Genomic DNA, 16,943 nt, shown 5'->3' with positions numbered 1-16,943 from the left:
CTACCACCTCGGCCGGCGAGATCGGCGGTGCCGACGCCCCCGCCGGCCCCGCCGATCTCGCCGGCCGAGGTGGTAGAGGCCGCGACGTCCGTCGTCATGCCCCCGCCGGCTCCCGCTGCGACCGGCCCCGCGACGAGCCCCGGCTTCGCCGACCTCGACGCCGACGGGTTCCACCGGATCCCGCCGTTCGTCCGCCAGCTCGCGCGGAGCGCGCCGAAGCTCCTGGCGGGCGAGGACCGGCTCCGGTTCTACGCCGAGCAGATCGGCCGGCTCTCCGTCGACCACCGCGAGCAGCTCCGAGGCTTCGTCGAGCAGTACGTCGCGAAGATGCACCCGATGGGCGCGTCGGACCTCGACATGGGCGGGCCGGCCACGCTGGGGCGTGTCTGGTACCGCGTCGACGGTGACAAGACGCCGCACTTCGAGCTCGGCGTGGCCTCGAACGACGAGGTCGACATCCTCATCCTCAACCTCCTCTCGGAGCGGAATCAGGACGACCTCTGGGAGGTCCAGTCCGCCGACTTCTCGTACCAGCTCGACGCCGAGGACGGCATGCGCAAGCGGTTCCGCTGCACGGCCTACTACGACAACCAGCACCTCGGCGTCTGTCTCCGCGCCATCAACGAGGAGGTCCGCCCGCTCGACGGGCTCGGGTTCCACCCGGTCATCCAGAAGGGCGTCCTGTTCTCGAACGTCCGCTCGGGCCTCGCCCTCGTGACGGGCGTCACGGGCTCGGGCAAGTCGACGACGCTCGATGCCATCATCGACGCGAACAACCAGGACTTCGACGGCCACATCGTCATCATCGCCAAGCCGCTCGAGTACGTCCACAACCCACAGCGCTGCATCATCCGGCACCGCGAGGTCGGGCCCGACGTCCCGTCGTTCAAGGTCGGCGTGAGCCAGGCGCTCCGCCAGGACCCCGACATCATCATGATCGGGGAGATGCGCGACCCCGAGACCATCGACGCGGCCATCGAGGCGGCGGACACGGGCCACAAGGTGTTCTCGACGCTCCACACGGCGAGCGCGGTCGAGAGCCTCGACCGCATCGTGGCCGAGTACCCGCCCTACGAGCAGGAGCGCGTCCGGAGCCGCCTGGCCGACGTGCTGAACCTCGTCGTCTCGCAGAAGCTGCCGCCGAAGATCGGCGGCGGCCGGGTCCTCGCCAAGGAGGTCCTCTGGGTGACGGCCTCCGTCAAGGCCGCCATCCACAACAACAACACGGGCGAGATCTACCAGATGATCTGGGAGGGCGGGCGCCAGGGGATGATCACCCTGGAGCAGGACCTGTTCCGGCTCGTCCGCGAGCGGAAGATCACGCCCGATATCGGCCTCCAGTACGCCAACAACAAGCGCCGCTTCCAGCAGCTGATGCAGACGGCGTAGCCCCGAGGTGCCCCCTCGGAGCCCGCCCGCGCCCGGCCCCACGCCGACCGACCCCGCCTCCCATGAGCGACAACTTCATCTTCCCCGACGACCCCGACGGGTTCGACTCCAACGGGTTCGACGACGAGGGCCCCGAGGCCGGCGGCTTCCAGCCGCCCGCCTACGGCACCGACAGCCTCCGGCCGAAGGCCGTCGAGGGCGACGAGTCGCCCGGCGACGGCGCGCTCGGCGCCGAGCTGGCCGAGGACGGCGTGTTCCTCGGCGGCGGCGCCTACGGCGACGTCCCCTTCGACGAGGGCGACCTCGGCGGGCTCCCCGTCGAGCCTTCGGGTGACGGCGCCGACGACGGCTCCCTCGACGTCTCGTTCTCCGAGACGGACGAGCGCGGGAGCTCCGGCTCGGGCAAGGGGGCGGCCAAGAAGACCGCCAAGAAGCCCCGCTCGAAGGACGGGCTGGTCCTCGGCGTCCACGTCACGCCGAAGCACGTCTACGGCGTCCTCGTCCGGCCCTCCGGCGACTCCTACGAGCCGCTCCGCCAGTTTGTGCGGAACCGGGCCGAGAGCCAGTACGGCCAGGGCCCGATGACGCCCGATGGCGTCGAACTCGAGGAGGCCACGCTGGAGGTCGGCGCCGACGACCCGTCGATCCAGTTCGGCGGGTCCGGCGAGATCGACTTCTCGGCCGAGTTCGCGGGGATGGGCGTCGTGACCGACGCCGCGTTCGACTCGACGGCGACGGCGGGCGACGTGGCCCAGCAGGTCCAGCCGATCATCATCGAGCTCCGCGACATCCTCGAGGAGTGCGCCAGCGCCGGCTTCGCACGGCCCGCCCTCGCGTTCACCGTCGACGCCCCCGACGTCGCCTACGGTGAGATCTCGGTGCCGCCCGAGAAGAAGGCCAAGAAGGCCAAGAAGAAGACCGTGAAGCCCGACGACACGGACGGGCTCAAGGAGACCGCCGCGGCCCCCGTCAAGCGCGAGCGGCTCCTGGAGCTGCTCCCCGACTTCGGCACGACCGTCGACCGGTCGCGGGCGCAGTTCCTCCCGATGACGCCGCGCGACGGCCTCCGGCGCTACCTCGCCGTGGCGCCGACGGGCAGCGAGCCCGTCACGGAGTCGATCGAGATGCTCCGTGAGCAGGCGGCCCACCGCAAGGCGGCCGTCAAGACGCTGGAGGCCGAGGTCCCGCTCCTGGTCGGGCTCGTCCGCTTGACGTCGAACCCGGAGCCGCACGAGAACACGGCCGTCGTCCGCGTCGGGGCCGAGGACACGATCGTCCTCCTCCTGACGGGCGGCCAGCTCCACCACTACGAGCCGATGCAGTCGGTGACGGCCTTCGACGGGCCGGACACGATCTGCTCGCGCGTGCTCCTCCAACAGGACGTCCAGGGCGTCGGCACGGTCCACAACGTGATCGTGGTGTCCGAGGAACGGGAGAAGGAGCTCGTCCAGGGCTTCTCGGCGTTCTACCCCGAGGCCCGGGTCGAGACGCTCCGCGAAGGGCTGGCGCGGCACGGCCTCGTGGGCCCCTACGGCCCGCTCGCCCCCATGCTCGTCGGCGCGGCGGGGGCCGCGGTCGCCGGCCACCGGGTCAAGCAGAAGGACGGCCCGTTCGAGGACGCGAACCTCCTCCCGGCCTCGCTCCTCAAGCGGAAGCGGACGCTCGACCTCTCGTTCGCCTGGCACACGCTCGTCGTGGCGATGCTCCTGTTCCTGAGCGTCCTCTACTTCAGCTACCTCTACGTCTCCCAGGAGGGCCAGATCGCCGACGCCGAGGAGAGGCTCGCCGAGTTCCCACCCGAGGCCCAGCTCTCGGTCCCGCAGCTCGAGGCCCGGATCGACAGCCTCCGCCACCGGCAGGCCACGCTCTCGGCCGCCCTCGTCGCGATGGATTCGCTCCTCATCGACACCGACCGGTGGACGCAGACGACGCTCCGCACGACCCGCGCCGCGGCCCAGACCGGCGGCGTCTGGATCGAGGAGTGGACGCCGTCCGGCATCGACGTCGCGCTCTCGGGCTACGCCACGACGCGCGGCAACGTCGTCGGGCTGGCCCAGCGGCTCTCGGCGACGATCGAGGAGGTCACGTTCCAGCAACTCCGCGAGTACCCGGTCTACCAGTACCGGATGCGGTTTACCCAGCCGCCCGAGCTCCCGCAGGTGACCCGCGTGCTCCGCGAGCAGGCCGGCGAGCCGCCGGTGCTGGGCCCGGCCCCGCTCGACGGCCTCGACGCCTCTGGCGCGCCGTCCCCGGCCGCCTCGGCGCAGGCCCCGTCCGTCCCCGCCTCTTCGCCCGCCAGCGGCGCCGCCCTTTAGGCCCAGCTCCCCGCCCCGGCTCAGCCCCCGGCTCCCCGACGTCATGTCCAACGAAGTCCTCAACACACTCATCCTCTCCGTCTTCCTGGCCGCGGCCGGGGGCGGGGGGTACTACGTGACCCAAAGGGTCCAGCCGGTCGAGCTGGAGTCCATCCAGAACGACATCGAGGCGCTCGAGAACGCGGCGGCCGAGGTCGAGACGCTCCTCGCCGAGGAGGCCTCGGCGAGCGAGTCGGCGGCCCAGACGCTCGCCCGCTGGAACACGCGCTACAAGATCCTCCCGTCCGACCTCTCGTCGGCCGACGTGGTCTCGTACCTCAACGCGCTCTCGGCCCGCGGCTTCAACCGGTTCGACCTCTCGCTGACCGGCGTGACGAACGGCCCGACGGCCTCGTACTTCACCTACCAGATCACGGGCGAGGCCTACTTCGAGAGCCTCTTCGCCTTCATCTGGCACGTCGAGAACAGCCGCGGGATGTACCGGGTCCGCGACCTCCAGGTCAAGAAGATGGTCACCACCGTCGGCGCCGACTCGGAGGCGGGCTCCCCGGGCCGCCAGGTGATCCTGGCCGAGTTCGCGATGGCGGTCGACGCCTTCTTCAGCACGAACCGTGACATCTCGGCGCCCGACAGCGCCGTCGTGCCGCCGCCGGAGGCGTTCCCGGCCCGCCGCGCGGCCGTCAACCCGTTCTTCCCGTTCATCCTCGACCAGCTCCCGCCGAACACCGACGACCTCGTCGAGCCCGAGACCGACCCGCTCGTGAGCGTGATCGGCGGGATCGCGGTGTTCCAGCGGGACGGCGAGCTCCGCGAGCTCCGCGCCGGCGACCGCGTCTACCTCGGCCGGATCGCGAATGTGGACCCGACACGGGCCCGCGTCACCGTCGACTTCAACCGCGGCGGCATCCGCGAGCGCGTCGAGCTCGACCTCGAGACGGGCGAGCGGTACCGCCAGGCCCTCGGCCGCCAGTCGCTCTCGCCGTCGCGCGGATCGGTCCCGGCCGGTCCCACGCTCGAGGCGCCCCCCCCGGCCCCCGGCACGCCCGAGGCCATTGAGGCCGGCACCTACCAGAGCGCCGAGATCACGCCCCGGACGCCCCAAGACGACTAGCCCCCAGCCCTGGCTCACCGGCGGCCCCGGCCGCCCTCCCCCGCAGTCCCTGACCCCCCCGATCCATGACTTCCACCTCGCTCCGCCGCGCCCGCTTCGGGCCCGTGCTCGCGCTGCTCGCCGCACTCCTCGCGGCCCCCGCGCTGGCCCCGGCCGCCCACGCCCAGGACCGCGTCGTCCGCGGCTACGTCCCGCCGGACGAGCTCGTCTCGTTCCCCGCGACGACGCCGATGAACCAGTTCTTCCGGCTCGTCAACCCCACGTTCTACCGCGTCACGGGCAAGCGCGTCGTCGACCCGCAGGACCGGACGGACCCGATCGGCGTGGCTCTCAACGGCGTCCACTTTATCGATGCGTTCGAGCTCGTCCTCGACCGCAACAACCTGGACTTCTCCGAGTCGGAGGGGTACTTCATCGTGGCCGAGCCGCAGCTGGTCGCGACGACGACCGACGGGGCCTCAGCGACCAACGTGGGGGCCGTCCAGCCGGTCCAGACGGGCCAGGCCATGGCCGACCTCCCCGCGACGGCCGACACGCGCGAGGTCCGCATCGACGCCGTGATCTTCCAGCTCAACACGCGCCGGGCCCGCGAGGTCGGGACGAACTGGTCGGCCCTCTTCGGCGAGGCCACGAGCCAAGGCGGCTCGGGCAGCGGCTCAGGTAGCGGCTCGGGCCAGAGCGAGCGGACGGAGTTCTTCGTCAACGCCGGGTCGTTCTTCGACGCGCTCGACGGGTTCCTCGAGGCCTCGTCCGACCGGGTGAGCCTCACGCAGATCCTCCAGCTGTTCCGGTACTTCGAGGAGCAGGGCTACGGCCAGACGGTCGCCACGCCGTTCACCGTCGTCCAGAGCGGCGAGAAGGGCCGGATGCAGAGCGGCCAGGACATCCCGGTCACCGTCCGGGACTTCCAGGGCAATGCGATCACGCAGTTCTTCTCGACCGGCACCATCATCGACGTGACGCCGACGCTCATCGTCGACGAGCGGGAGGGGGACCCGGTCGAGTTCATCCACCTCGACGTGAAGGTCGAGAAGTCGACGGGCGTCCCGTCCGGCGACGGGATCGCGATCAACAAGGACGACATCGCGACGCAGCTCCCGCTCCTCTCGGGCGAGATGCGCGCGATTGGCGGCCTGACGTCGACCGACGAGTCCGTCACGCGTCGCGGGATCCCGATCCTCAAGGACATCCCGCTGATCAAGTACCTGTTCTCGTACAACCAGACCCAGGTCAACCAGAACGAGATCATCATCGTGCTGCGCGCCCGGGTGGCCGACGACCTCCGCACGCGGATGGGTCGCGAGCTCCCGCGCGGCCTCCTGAACCAGGAGCGCCGCGACGCCGAGGAGCGCGTCCGGATGTTCGGCGCGGAGCCGGCCGAGGCGGTTCTCGACACCGACATCGAGGTCCGCGACCGCTAGCGGCCCGCCGCAGACGTCAGGGACTCGCCGGCCCGGGGACGCGACGAGCGTCCCCGGGCCGGTCTCGTGTGGGGCCGCCTCGGCGGTCGCGTGGCCGAGGCGGACGCGGAAGAGTTTGAGGGTTCGGCGGGGATCTCGTGAACGGCCCACGGCGTGGGAAGGGGGCGTACATTAGAAGCAGTCCAGATAAGCCCGCCCCAGGTGGATCCCGCCGACTTCGCCGCTCCTGTCTCGTCCTTCCCCGCGGGGAAGACGGTCCGCCTCTGCTTTATGGGGCTCGACGAACAGACGTGCGCGCGGCTCCGCGAGCTCGGCATCCGTGAGGGCTGCGACGCCTGCGTGATGGCGACCGGCGACAAGTGCGTGCTCGCGCTCGGAGCCAGCCGCGTGGCGCTGCGCCGGGAGGTGGCCATGGGCCTGTTCGCGACCGACGCCGGCTGAGGTCCTTGCCGTGACGCTCGACACGCTCGCTCCGGGCGCCCGCGCGACCGTCACGGGCTACCGCGGCGACCTGCCCGCCCGCCTGCTGGAGCTCGGCCTCGTGCCTGGCACCGTCGTCGAGGTCGTCCGCCTCGCGCCGCTCGGCGACCCGATGGAGCTGAAGGTTCGCGGGTTCCTCCTGTCGGTGGGGAAGGAGGAGGCCGTCCACGTCGAGGTCTCGCCCGCCGCCTAGCCCCCGTCCGATGGAGACCGCTGCTCCGGCCCGCACCGCCGTCCGCACCGTCGCGCTGGCGGGGAACCCGAACGTCGGCAAGACGACGCTCTTCAACGCGCTGACGGGGAGCCAGCAGAAGGTGGCCAACTACCCCGGCGTGACGGTCGAGCGGAAGTCGGGCAAGCTGGCGGGCACGGGCAACGGTCAGTCGGTCGAGGTCGTCGACCTCCCCGGGACGTACAGCCTCAACCCGAAGTCGGTCGACGAGCGGGTCGCGTTCGACGCGCTCGTGGGGCGGATCGACGGCGAGCCGGCGCCGGACGTCGTCGTGTGCGTCGTCGACGCGACGAACCTCGAGCGCAACCTGTACCTCGTGACCCAGGTCCTCGACCTCGGGCTCCCGACCGTCGTCGCGCTCAACATGACCGACGCGGCCGCCGAGGCGGGCATTGAGGTGGACGTGGCCGCGCTCTCCCAGACGCTCGGGGTGCCCGTCGTGGAGACGGCCGCGCGGGTGGGCGAGGGGATCGGCGACCTGAGGCGGGCCGTCCTGGACCCGCCCCCGCCCGCCTCGGGCGTGCCGTGGGACGTCATGCCGGCCGTCGCCGAGACGCTGGCGACGCTCGCCGAACGACTCCCGGAGAGCGTCCCGGCCGAGCGCCGGCGCTTCGAGGCGCTCGGTGCGCTGACCTCCGACCCGCTCCTGAAGCCGTGGGCGAGCCACGCCCCGGCCTTCCACCAGGCCGTGCTCGACGCGCGGGCCGCGCTGGAGGCCCGCCCGGTCCCGTACAAGATGGCCGAGATGACCGGCCGCTACGGCTGGATCAGCCCCGTCGCCGCCCGCGTCGTCCGCCAGTCGGACCAGACGGAGGCGACGCTCTCGGACAAGATCGACGCGGTCGTGACCCACAAGATCTGGGGGCCGCTCATCTTCGGGGGCGTCCTGCTCCTCATCTTCCAGGCGGTCTTCACCTGGGCGGTCCCGGCGATGGACCTCATCGAGTGGCTCGTCGGCGCGGCGGGGGAGGGGCTCCGGGCGGTGATGCCCGACGGAATCGTGGAGGACGTGCTCGTGGAGGGCGCGCTGACGGGCGTGGGCAACGTGATCGTGTTCCTCCCGCAGATCCTGCTGCTGTTCTTCTTCCTCGGCATCATGGAGGACACGGGCTACATGGCTCGGACGGCCTTCATCATGGACCGGGCGATGCGGCGTGTAGGCCTCAGCGGGGCGTCCGTCGTCCCGATGCTCTCGGCGTACGCCTGCGCGATCCCCGGCATCATGGCCGCGCGGACGCTGGCCGACGAGCGCGACCGGATCATCACCATCATGGTGGTCCCGCTCCAGGGCTGCTCGGCGCGGCTGCCGGTCTACGTCCTGTTCATCGCCGCCTTCATCCCGGCCGGTTCGCTCTTCGGGATCATCGGCTACCAGGGCCTCGCGATGACGTCGCTCTACGTGCTCGGGACGGTGATGGCGTTCGTGGCCGCGTGGGTCCTGCGGCGGTTCGTGTTCAAGGGCGAGGGGTCGAACTTCGTGATGGAGCTCCCGCCGTACCGGATGCCGCAGCCGCGGTACCTCTGGCGCCGGATGCGCGACCGGGCGAAGGTGTTCGTCGTCCGCGCCGGGAAGATCATCTTCGGGCTGAGCATCGTGCTCTGGTTCCTCGCCAGCTATCCGAAGGTGGACCTCCCGCCGGAGCTGGCGGCGCGCGCCGCGGCGGCCCAGGCCGAGACGGCCCAGCGGCTGGTCGAGGTGGAGCCGGAGGAGCGGGCGGCGCTGCAGGCGACGGAGGAGGCCTCGGCCAACAGCGCCGTCGAGGCGGCCGACGCGGAGGGCATCTCGTCGGTCTCCGTCGAGGACGAGATCGCGAGCTACCAGGTCCGGAACAGCTTCATCGGCCGGTTCGGTCGAGCGCTGGAGCCCGTCATGGCCCCGCTCGGGTTCGACTGGAAGATCTCGGCCGGCATCGTCGCCTCGTTCGCCGCGCGCGAGGTGATCGTGAGCGCGCTCGCCACGATCTACAGCGCCGGCGCCGACGCCAACGAGGAGAGCCTGTCGCTCCGCGAGGCCATCAAGGCCGACACGTACCCCGACGGGACGCCGGTCTTCACGCCGCTCGTGGCCGTGAGCCTCATGGTGTTCTTCGTGTTCGCGCTCCAGTGCATGAGCACGCTCGCGATCGCCCGTCGCGAGCTGAACTCGTGGGCCTGGCCCGTCGCGATGTGGGGCTACATGTTCGCGCTGGCCTACGTGTTCTCGTTCGCGATCTACCAGGGCGGCCGGCTCCTCGGCCTCGGCTGACCCCGCCTGCCTCGATGTCGAGGTGGACGGGGTCGCCCGATCAGAAGTACACGCTTACCCCGAACCGCGCGCCCGCCTGGGAGAGTCCGACGCCGAGCCGGGTGGAGCGATCACTGGCTTGAGCGCCCTCGGGGTCCCCCGGCGGAGAGCGGTACGTCCGGCGTGACTGGGAGTACCGGCCTGTCAGTGACGCGCCGTACTCTCCGACCAGGCTGATGGCCTCCGAGACCGGCCACTCGACGCCGACGACTCCGGCGAGGCCCGCGTGGACCTCCGCCTGGTTCTCGGTCGACCCCGAGCCGGTTTGCTCGCTCCCGGATTCGGTGTCGGTCTCGTAGCGGCGGAAGAACACGGTGGCCGTCGGACCGAAGCCGTGATACAGGTACACCGGCGTATCGCCGCGCCGGAAGGTCAGGGGGACGAAGTTCGCCCCGACGGAGGCGACCTGGAAGTTCACCTCTTGGTTCTGTCCTGCCACGCCGGTGTTCTGCTCACGGTCCTCGACCCCGACGTCAAAGTACCCGCTGACCCCGATGCGCCGTGCCCGGGTCGGGCTCTGATGCCACTTGTACGAGATGATCGACCCCGTGAACGAGTCGATGTCGAAGTCCGGGCCGATCTGGAACAGGAGGGCATCCGCCCCCGCCTGGATCGGGGAGTCGTCGGGCTGGGCGACGGCGAGCGGGGCGGTGAGGAGGGCGAGCACGGGAACGAGCAATCGCATGGGCGAGGGGAGATGAGGGAGGGCGGACGGAGAGCCGCCGCCAAACCTCGCGCCGTCACGTGCGCGACGCGATGCACTGTCCCCTGCACCGATCGCTATCCCTGCTTGAGCCGAGCTTCCAGCGCCGCCCGCCGCGAGCGAGACACGCGGACCTCGCGGTCGTCCGCCAACCGCACGGCGTAGTCGCCCGGGCTCCCGATCCGCCGCAAGCTGGCCGGGTATCGATGTGGCGCCTATCCTCCCTGACGCGAGGCTGCCATTCGTGACGCTTGGCGCACCGCCGTCCGTGGACCGACGTTGAGTGGATCCTTACCCCGCCCTGCCATGCATGCGCATCCGCATCCCGAGGACCACGACGACCGCGGCCACGTGCTCACGCGCCGTCAGGCGCTCGGCCTGTTCACGACGCCGTTCCTCCTCGCCTTCGCCGGCTGCGAGGAGGAGGTCGCCGATGATGCTCCGCTCTCCGGCTCGTGCGTCGTCCGCCCGGAGCTGACCGAGGGGCCGTTCTACCTCGACGACGATCTCCTCCGGTCGGACGTCCGGGAAGGCCGGGCCGGCGTCCCGCTGGCGCTCACGTTCACCGTCTCGCGTGTCGTGGACGGCGCCTGTGAAGTCCTGCCCGGCGCGTTCGTCGACGTGTGGCACGCCGACGCCGGGGGCGACTATTCCGGCGTCGGGCCAGAGCGCGGGGAGACCTACTGCCGCGGAACCCAGCGGACCGGTGCCGACGGGACGGCCACGTTTCAGACGATCTACCCGGGCTGGTACTCCGGCCGCACGCCGCACGTCCACTTCAAGGTGCGGTCGGCGGCCTCCTCGACGGCCGCACACGAGTTCACCAGCCAGCTCTTCTTCGACGACGACCTCTCGCGGGATATCTACACGTCGGTCGCTCCCTACGCCCGCCGGGGTGCCCACGACCGGTCGAACGCCCGCGACGGGATCTACCGCCGGGGCGGCAGCCAGATGCTCCTCGCGCTCACTGAGGCGGGCGACGACGGCTACCGCGCCGCGTTCGACCTCGCCCTGTACGTGGGCTGACGATCCGGCCCGCCTCGGGGGCCCCGTCGACCGACCGAGGCGGGGCTACCCGTCCCCGGCGTCGATGCCGAGGCGCTGCGTGAACGCGTCCCGCCGCGACCGGCTGAGCCGGAGCCGCGTCCCGTCCGTGAGGCGGACCGAGTAGTCGCCGCCGGCGGCCGTGAGCAGGGCCTCGACGCGGTCGAGTTGGACGATCGTCGAGCGGTGGATCCGGAAAAAGTCCTTCGGGTCGAGCCGCTCCTCCAGCGTCTGCATCCGCTCGCGGACGACGAACACGTCGTCGCCGACGTGGATCTCAGCGTAGGGGCCGTCCGACGAGACGTAGTCCACGGACTCGACGGGGACGAGGCGCGTCTGGCCGCGCATCTCGACGGCGATCCGCTCGAGGTAGTCGGGCCTCGGTGGCGCCGCCGATTCCCCGCCGAGGAGCGTCGCCAGCCGCTGGCGGAGGTGGTCGACCTCGCGGAGACGGACGGCGTCGCGGGCCCGCGCGAGCGCCTGTGCGAACCGGTCGTCGTCGTAGGGCTTGAGGAGGTAGTCGACGGCGGCCACGTCGAACGCCGCGAGCGCGTGCTGGTCGTAGGCCGTCACGAACACGACGGCCGGCATCTCCGCCGGGCCGACCTCGCGGACCACGTCGAGCCCGCTCAAACCCGGCATCTGGACGTCGAGAAACACGAGGTCGACGGGGGCGCCGGACTCCGCGCGCGACCGGATCGCGTCGACGGCCTTCCGCCCGGTCCCGGCCGTCCCGACGACGTCGACCTCGGCGGCCCGGTCGAGCAGGTCGAGCACGCGCTGGCGGGCCAGCGGCTCGTCGTCGACCACGAGGACGCGGAGCGGGTCAGGCATGGGCGGGTTCGGGCGCCACGGGCGCAGGTCGGAAGGGGAGGACGACCTCGGCCACGACGCCCCGATCGGGGCGGTCGCGGAGGGCGAGCTCAGCGTCGTCGCCGTAGAGCGCGTGGAGCCGCTCGCGCGTGTTGCGGAGCCCGACGCCGCCGGCCGATCCGGCCTGCCCGTCGCCGCCGTCGAGGCCGGGGCCATTGTCCTCGACCGACAGCCGGAGCCGCCCGTCGTCGACGCGTGCGGCCAGCCGGATTGTCCCGACGCCCTCCTCGATCCGCCGGACCCCGTGGCCGATGGCGTTCTCGACGAGCGGCTGGAGCAGGAGCGGCGGCACGAGGGCGTCGACGGTCTCCGGCGCGATCGACTCCTCGATCTCGAGCCGGTCCTGGAACCGGACGCGCTGGACGTCGAGGTAGTCGCGGATAAAGGCGAGCTCGTCGCGGAGCGGGACCTCGGCGGAGCCGTCGTCGTCGAGGACGCGGCGGAGGAGCGACGAGAGCCGCGCGATCATCGTCCGCACGCCGGCCGGGTCGCGCTCGACGAGGGCGCTCACGGCGTTCAGCGTGTTGAACAGGAAGTGCGGGTTGAGCTGCATCCGGAGGGCCGAGAGGCGGGCCTCGGAGAGCTGGCCCTCGAGCTGGGTCCGCTCCGCGAGCAGCCGCGTCGCCTCGGCCTCGCGCTCGCGGAGCCGGTACAGCGTCGCGCGGGCGTACCCGACGGCGAGGACGGCGAGAAAGATGATGAGCTCGTCGAGGAACCAGAGCTGGCTGAACGCCGCTCCCAGCGTCCACTCGCGGCCGGGCTCGGGCGGCCCGAGCAGGAGCCCCCGGAGCACGTTCCGCGTGAGGAGCTCGATCCCCAGCGCCACGACGACGCCGAGGCCGACCTGAGCGACGAGGCGCCCGGCCCAGGCGCCGCGCTCGGCCGGGTACCGGCGAGCGAGCCAGAACACGGCGGGCGTGATGAGGGCCCAGATCCCGTACTCCGCCAATGTTTCGGCGATCTCGCCGGCCGCCATCGGGTCGGTCCGCCACGGGCGGAGCGCCTCGCGGGTGACCGTCAGGAGCCCGAGGGCGAGCCAGAACGCGGCGGCCGCCAGCGCCTCGGCGCGGCGGGTCCAGGGGCGACGGGAGGGTTCGGAACGAGCCACACCCCCAATCTAGAGTCCCCGGCAGCCGATGCCTCGGGGCTCCCGGTGCGCCCCCGTGCACTCGGTGACGCGCATGTGCACTTCGTGTCCAGCCGCGTCGAGCCCGCTCCGGAGGTCGATATCCTCGTGGTGGAGTCGGCTCCGCCCGCCTCGGTCGGAGCACCGCCGAACCCCAGAGCAGGCGGGCGTTGACGCAGGGCCGGGGCGGCGGTCAGGAACCTCCTGAGACCTCCGTGCAGGTCGTGACACGTACGTGCGATCCGTGTTGGAACAAGAAACGTCGCTCCGCCCGGGGCGATTCGCCTAGCCCCCGTCTCCCCGTCACCGACCATGTCACGTTTCTACTCCCTCCTCTTGTTGCTGCTCGCGGTCCCCGCCGCTGCCCAGTCCGGCGCCCTCGCCGGCCGCGTCGTCGACGCCGACAGCGACCTGCCCCTCCCGACCGCGACGGTCGCCGTCTACGACGACACCACGCTCGTGACGGGCGTGACGACGAACATCGACGGCGACTTCCAGATCGAGTCGGTCCCGGTCGGGACGTACGACGTGGTGGCCAGCTTCGTCGGCTACGACGAGGTCCGCCGGCCCGGCGTGGTCGTCGAGGCGGGCACGGTCGACCTCGGGGCCATCGGGCTGGCGCCCAGCGCGGAGGCGCTCGAGGAGGTCCAGGTGACGGCGGGCCGGACGCAGGTCCAGACGCGGATCGACCGGACGGTCTACGACACGGCCGACGACCCGATCGCCGAAGGTGGCTCGGCGACGGACGTCCTCTCGACGCTCCCGTCGGTCGACGTCGACATCGACGGGAACGTGTCGCTGCGGGGCGCGGGCAACGTGGCCGTGTTCGTCAACGGCCGGCCGGCGCCGGTCTCGGGCGAGTTCCTCGCGTCCTACCTCCAGAGCCTCCCGGCGGGGGCCGTCGAGCGCGTCGAGGTGATCCCGAACCCGTCGGCCGCGTTCGAGCCCGACGGCGTCGGCGGCATCATCAACATCGTGCTGAAGGAGGACGCCGACCCCGGCCTCGGCGGGACGCTCACGGCCGGGACCGACACGCAGGGCGGCTACGACGCGACGGCCGCCGTGACCTACGGCCGCGGCCCCTGGTCGCTCGCCGCCACGTACGGCTACCGCAACGACGTTCGCGCCGGGAACGGGTCGAGCTACCGGATCAACCGCTACAGCACCGACCAGACGACGCTCCTCCAGGCCGAGGACGAGGACCGGACGCGGACGTCGCACCTCCTGAACTTCTCGGCCGACTACAGCCTCACACGCGCCACGACGATCACGTCCCAGGTCCAGGTGGGCACGCGGGGCGGCGGCGAGACAGAGCTCAACACGTCGCTGTGGAGCAGCGCGGCCGGCGACCCGCTGTTCGAGTTCGAGCGCCTCGCGCGAGAAGACGACGAGGGGCTGTCCTCGGACGTCCGTCTCGGGCTCCGGCACGCGTTCGGCGAGCGCCACGAGCTGGTGATCGAGGGCCGCGGCGAGCTCTCGGACGAGGGCGAGATCCAGACCTACGACGAGACGCTCCTCAGCGGCACCGGTGACCTCGACCAGCCGCAGCGCGTGGACGAGGACGAGCTCGAGCAGGAGGCCTCGCTCGCCGTCGACTACACGCGGCCGCTCGCCGGCTTCCGCGTCGACGCCGGCTACAAGGGCGAGCTCGAGCGCGAGTCGACCCGTCTCTTTTCCGAGTCGCTCGTCGACGGCGCCTATGTCCCCGACGAGGGCGTCAACAACGACTTCGAGTACGAGGAGATCGTCCACGCCGCCTACCTGCAGGCCGCTCGCGAGTGGGGCATGCTTGGCCTCCAGGTCGGCGCCCGCTTCGAGACGGCCCAGCGGACGTTCGAGCTCCTGACGACCGACGAGACGTTCGAGGTCGACTACGCCAGCGTCTTCCCGAGCGCGTTCCTCTCGCTCTCGCCGACCGACGCGACGACGCTCAAGGCGGGCTACAGCCGGCGCGTGAACCGGCCGCGCGGGTGGGACCTCAACCCGTTCCCGTCCTTCGACGACCCGCTCAACATCCGCCAGGGCAATCCGGAGCTTCGGCCCGAGTACGTCGACGCCTTCGAGGTCGGCGTGACGCAGTTCGTCCCGTGGGGCTCGTTCTCGCTCACGCCCTACTTCCGCCACACGACCGACGTCATCCGGCGGTTCTCGACCGTCCGCGAGGACGGCGTGACGGTCCGCTCGTCGCGCAACCTCGACACGTCGGACTCCTACGGCGTCGAGGCGATCTCGTCGTTCGAGGACATCGGCGGGCTCAGCGGCTACCTCAGCCTCGAGGGCTTCCGCGTCCAGACGGCCGGGACGGCGACGGCCGGCGACGCCCAGGGCGACATCTCGAACGACGCGTTCGGCTGGGGCGGGCGCGTCAACGCGAACTACCGGCTCGGCGACCGGCTCGGGATCGGGCCGCTCGACATCCAGGCGACGGCGCGCTACAGCGCCCCTCTCGACACGGAACAGGGCCGGATCGGCGCGCGCTCGTGGGTCGACGTCGCGCTCCGCCAGCGGCTGTTCGACGAGCGCGCGAGCCTGACAGTCCAGCTTCGTGATCCACTCGGAATGGCAGGGTTCGCCTACACGCTCGACCAACCGACGCTGTACCAGGAGTTCGAGCGCGACTGGGGCGCTCAGCAGGTCGGCGTCACGTTCTCCTACCGCTTCGGCGGTCAGGACGAGCGCGACCGCCGGAGCCGCGATGGTGAGCGCGGCGACGGCGGTGGCGGCGGGGACTTCGACGGCGGCGAGTTTTAGCGCCCGGGTCCCCGAACGTCCCACCACCCGCCCGCCCCGGCCTCTGCCGCGGCGGGCGGTGTCGTTTTGAGTCGATCCGCCTCGGGCCCGAGGCGGGCGGGGTCACGGTCTGGTTGTTCCGCGGGGGGAAGGGAGAGGGCATCTTGGCACATCTTCCCGCCGTCCGATGCCGCTCGCCCTCGTCCTCCTGGCCGCCATGTCTGCCGACTCCGTGCTCGTGATCGCCCACCGCGGCGCGAGCGCGTACCGTCCGGAGCACACGCTCGAAGCGTACGCTCTCGCCATCGAGATGGGCGCCGACGTGATCGAGCCGGATCTCGTGATGACGCGGGACGGCGTCCTCGTCGCGCGCCACGAAAACGAGATCTCCGAGACGACGGACGTCGCCGCTCACCCCGAGTTCGCCGACCGGCGGACGACCAAGGTCATCGACGGGCAGCAGGTCACGGGCTGGTTCACGGAGGACTTCTCCCTGGACGAGCTCAAGACGCTTCGGGCCATCGAGCGACTGCCGAGCCTCCGTCCCCGGAGCGCGGCCTACGACGGCCGGTTCGAGATCCCGACGCTCGCCGAGGTGATCGCCCTCGCGGACTCGCTCGGGGCCGCGCGCGGCCGCCCCGTCGGGCTCTACCCGGAGACGAAGCACCCGACGTACTTCCGGCGGATCGGGTTGCCGCTCGAGGTCCCGCTCGTCGAGGCGCTCCACGTTGCCGGCCTCGACGAGCGGGACGACCCGGTCTGGATCCAGTCGTTCGAGGTCGGCGGGCTGGAGTTGCTGCGGGGGCTAACGCGGCTCCGGCTCGTCCAGCTCGCGATGCCGGGCGCGGGCCCGGCCGACCGGCGCGAGCTCTCGTACGACGCGATGATGACGCCCGACGGCCTCGCGACCGTCGCCACCTACGCCGACGCGGTCGGCGTCGCCAAGACCTTCGTGCTCGACCCCGAGACGCTGGCGCCGTCGTCGCTCGTGGCCGACGCCCACACGGCCGGCCTCGACGTCCACGTCTGGACGGTTCGCCCGGAGAACGTTTTCCTCCCGCCCCCCCTCCAGTCACCCGGCGGAGCCCCCGAGGCGGGCGGGGACGTCCGGGCCGAGGTCCGCGCGCTCCTCGCCGCCGGCGTCGATGGGGTGTTCGCCGACGCGCCGGACGTCGTGGTCGAGGTGTTGGGACGTCTCTAGCCCACGGGTGGGACGCTTCGGCGGGACGGGGCCC

General features: G+C 71.7%; 13 protein-coding genes. 10 read left to right on the top strand and 3 right to left on the bottom strand.

Annotated features, from left to right (window positions below):
- Window positions 1-96: 96 nt before the first annotated feature.
- From BSZ37_RS17025 to feoB, 7 genes are all read left to right on the top strand, one after another.
- A complete protein-coding gene (locus BSZ37_RS17025) occupies window positions 97-1,389 on the top strand; it encodes a type IV pilus twitching motility protein PilT (RefSeq protein ID WP_095512437.1) in 1,293 nt (430 codons plus the stop codon).
- 62 nt (window positions 1,390-1,451) lie between these two features.
- A complete protein-coding gene (locus BSZ37_RS17020; RefSeq protein ID WP_095511703.1) occupies window positions 1,452-3,704 on the top strand; it encodes a PilN domain-containing protein in 2,253 nt (750 codons plus the stop codon).
- Between the two features lie 43 nt (window positions 3,705-3,747).
- Window positions 3,748-4,815: a hypothetical protein gene (locus BSZ37_RS17015; protein ID WP_095511702.1), complete on the top strand. Its 1,068-nt coding sequence runs from the start codon at window positions 3,748-3,750 to the stop codon at window positions 4,813-4,815.
- Window positions 4,816-4,880: 65 nt separating this feature from the next.
- A complete protein-coding gene (locus tag BSZ37_RS17010; protein ID WP_095511701.1) occupies window positions 4,881-6,236 on the top strand; it encodes a type II and III secretion system protein in 1,356 nt (451 codons plus the stop codon).
- Window positions 6,237-6,437: 201 nt separating this feature from the next.
- The gene (locus tag BSZ37_RS17005) at window positions 6,438-6,677 is read left to right on the top strand and encodes a FeoA family protein (RefSeq protein ID WP_218830543.1); all 240 of its coding nucleotides are present in this window, start codon (window positions 6,438-6,440) and stop codon (window positions 6,675-6,677) included.
- A gap of 10 nt (window positions 6,678-6,687) precedes the next feature.
- Entirely contained in the window at window positions 6,688-6,909 is a 222-nt protein-coding gene (locus tag BSZ37_RS17000) for a FeoA family protein (RefSeq protein WP_095511700.1), read from the top strand.
- 10 nt (window positions 6,910-6,919) lie between these two features.
- A complete protein-coding gene (gene feoB, locus BSZ37_RS16995) occupies window positions 6,920-9,193 on the top strand; it encodes a ferrous iron transport protein B (RefSeq protein ID WP_095511699.1) in 2,274 nt (757 codons plus the stop codon).
- 40 nt (window positions 9,194-9,233) lie between these two features.
- Here the strand turns inward: feoB and BSZ37_RS16990 are convergent, their stop codons facing one another.
- Window positions 9,234-9,917 (bottom strand): outer membrane beta-barrel protein, encoded by a 684-nt coding sequence (locus BSZ37_RS16990; RefSeq protein WP_143537707.1) that lies wholly within the window; start codon window positions 9,915-9,917, stop codon window positions 9,234-9,236.
- A 324-nt stretch (window positions 9,918-10,241) separates the two neighbouring features.
- Between BSZ37_RS16990 and BSZ37_RS16985 the strand changes: the two genes are divergently transcribed.
- A complete protein-coding gene (locus tag BSZ37_RS16985) occupies window positions 10,242-10,961 on the top strand; it encodes an intradiol ring-cleavage dioxygenase (protein ID WP_095511697.1) in 720 nt (239 codons plus the stop codon).
- 45 nt (window positions 10,962-11,006) lie between these two features.
- Here BSZ37_RS16985 and BSZ37_RS16980 read toward each other — a convergent pair whose 3' ends face one another.
- Both BSZ37_RS16980 and BSZ37_RS16975 read right to left on the bottom strand, forming a co-directional pair.
- Window positions 11,007-11,813 (bottom strand): LytR/AlgR family response regulator transcription factor, encoded by an 807-nt coding sequence (locus BSZ37_RS16980; RefSeq protein WP_095511696.1) that lies wholly within the window; start codon window positions 11,811-11,813, stop codon window positions 11,007-11,009.
- A complete protein-coding gene (locus BSZ37_RS16975; protein ID WP_095511695.1) occupies window positions 11,806-12,960 on the bottom strand; it encodes a sensor histidine kinase in 1,155 nt (384 codons plus the stop codon). Before BSZ37_RS16975 ends, BSZ37_RS16980 begins: the two co-directional genes overlap by 8 nt.
- A 330-nt stretch (window positions 12,961-13,290) precedes the next feature.
- On the opposite strand from BSZ37_RS16975, the gene BSZ37_RS16970 reads away from it, so the two are divergent.
- On the top strand, window positions 13,291-15,729 hold the full coding sequence (locus BSZ37_RS16970; RefSeq protein WP_095511694.1) for a TonB-dependent receptor domain-containing protein: 2,439 nt from the start codon (window positions 13,291-13,293) through the stop codon (window positions 15,727-15,729).
- Window positions 15,730-15,895: 166 nt separating this feature from the next.
- Window positions 15,896-16,909: a glycerophosphodiester phosphodiesterase gene (locus tag BSZ37_RS16965; protein ID WP_095511693.1), complete on the top strand. Its 1,014-nt coding sequence runs from the start codon at window positions 15,896-15,898 to the stop codon at window positions 16,907-16,909.
- The last annotated feature ends 34 nt before the right edge of the window (window positions 16,910-16,943 follow it).

The sequence above is a fragment of the Rubrivirga marina genome, from assembly GCF_002283365.1.
GTDB classification, from domain to species: Bacteria; Bacteroidota; Rhodothermia; order Rhodothermales; family Rubricoccaceae; genus Rubrivirga; species Rubrivirga marina.
Note: the sequence above shows the minus strand (reverse complement) of the source record. Positions and strands in the feature narration are given on the sequence as shown.

Coding starts and splice junctions, on each gene's coding strand:
- BSZ37_RS17025 (WP_095512437.1), top strand. CDS start 97: ATGCCCCCGCCGGCTCCCGCTGCGACCGGCCCCGCGACGAGCCCCGGC.
- BSZ37_RS17020 (WP_095511703.1), top strand. CDS start 1,452: ATGAGCGACAACTTCATCTTCCCCGACGACCCCGACGGGTTCGACTCC.
- BSZ37_RS17015 (WP_095511702.1), top strand. CDS start 3,748: ATGTCCAACGAAGTCCTCAACACACTCATCCTCTCCGTCTTCCTGGCC.
- BSZ37_RS17010 (WP_095511701.1), top strand. CDS start 4,881: ATGACTTCCACCTCGCTCCGCCGCGCCCGCTTCGGGCCCGTGCTCGCG.
- feoB (WP_095511699.1), top strand. CDS start 6,920: ATGGAGACCGCTGCTCCGGCCCGCACCGCCGTCCGCACCGTCGCGCTG.
- BSZ37_RS16990 (WP_143537707.1), bottom strand. CDS start 9,917: ATGCGATTGCTCGTTCCCGTGCTCGCCCTCCTCACCGCCCCGCTCGCC.
- BSZ37_RS16985 (WP_095511697.1), top strand. CDS start 10,242: ATGCATGCGCATCCGCATCCCGAGGACCACGACGACCGCGGCCACGTG.
- BSZ37_RS16980 (WP_095511696.1), bottom strand. CDS start 11,813: ATGCCTGACCCGCTCCGCGTCCTCGTGGTCGACGACGAGCCGCTGGCC.
- BSZ37_RS16970 (WP_095511694.1), top strand. CDS start 13,291: ATGTCACGTTTCTACTCCCTCCTCTTGTTGCTGCTCGCGGTCCCCGCC.
- BSZ37_RS16965 (WP_095511693.1), top strand. CDS start 15,896: ATGCCGCTCGCCCTCGTCCTCCTGGCCGCCATGTCTGCCGACTCCGTG.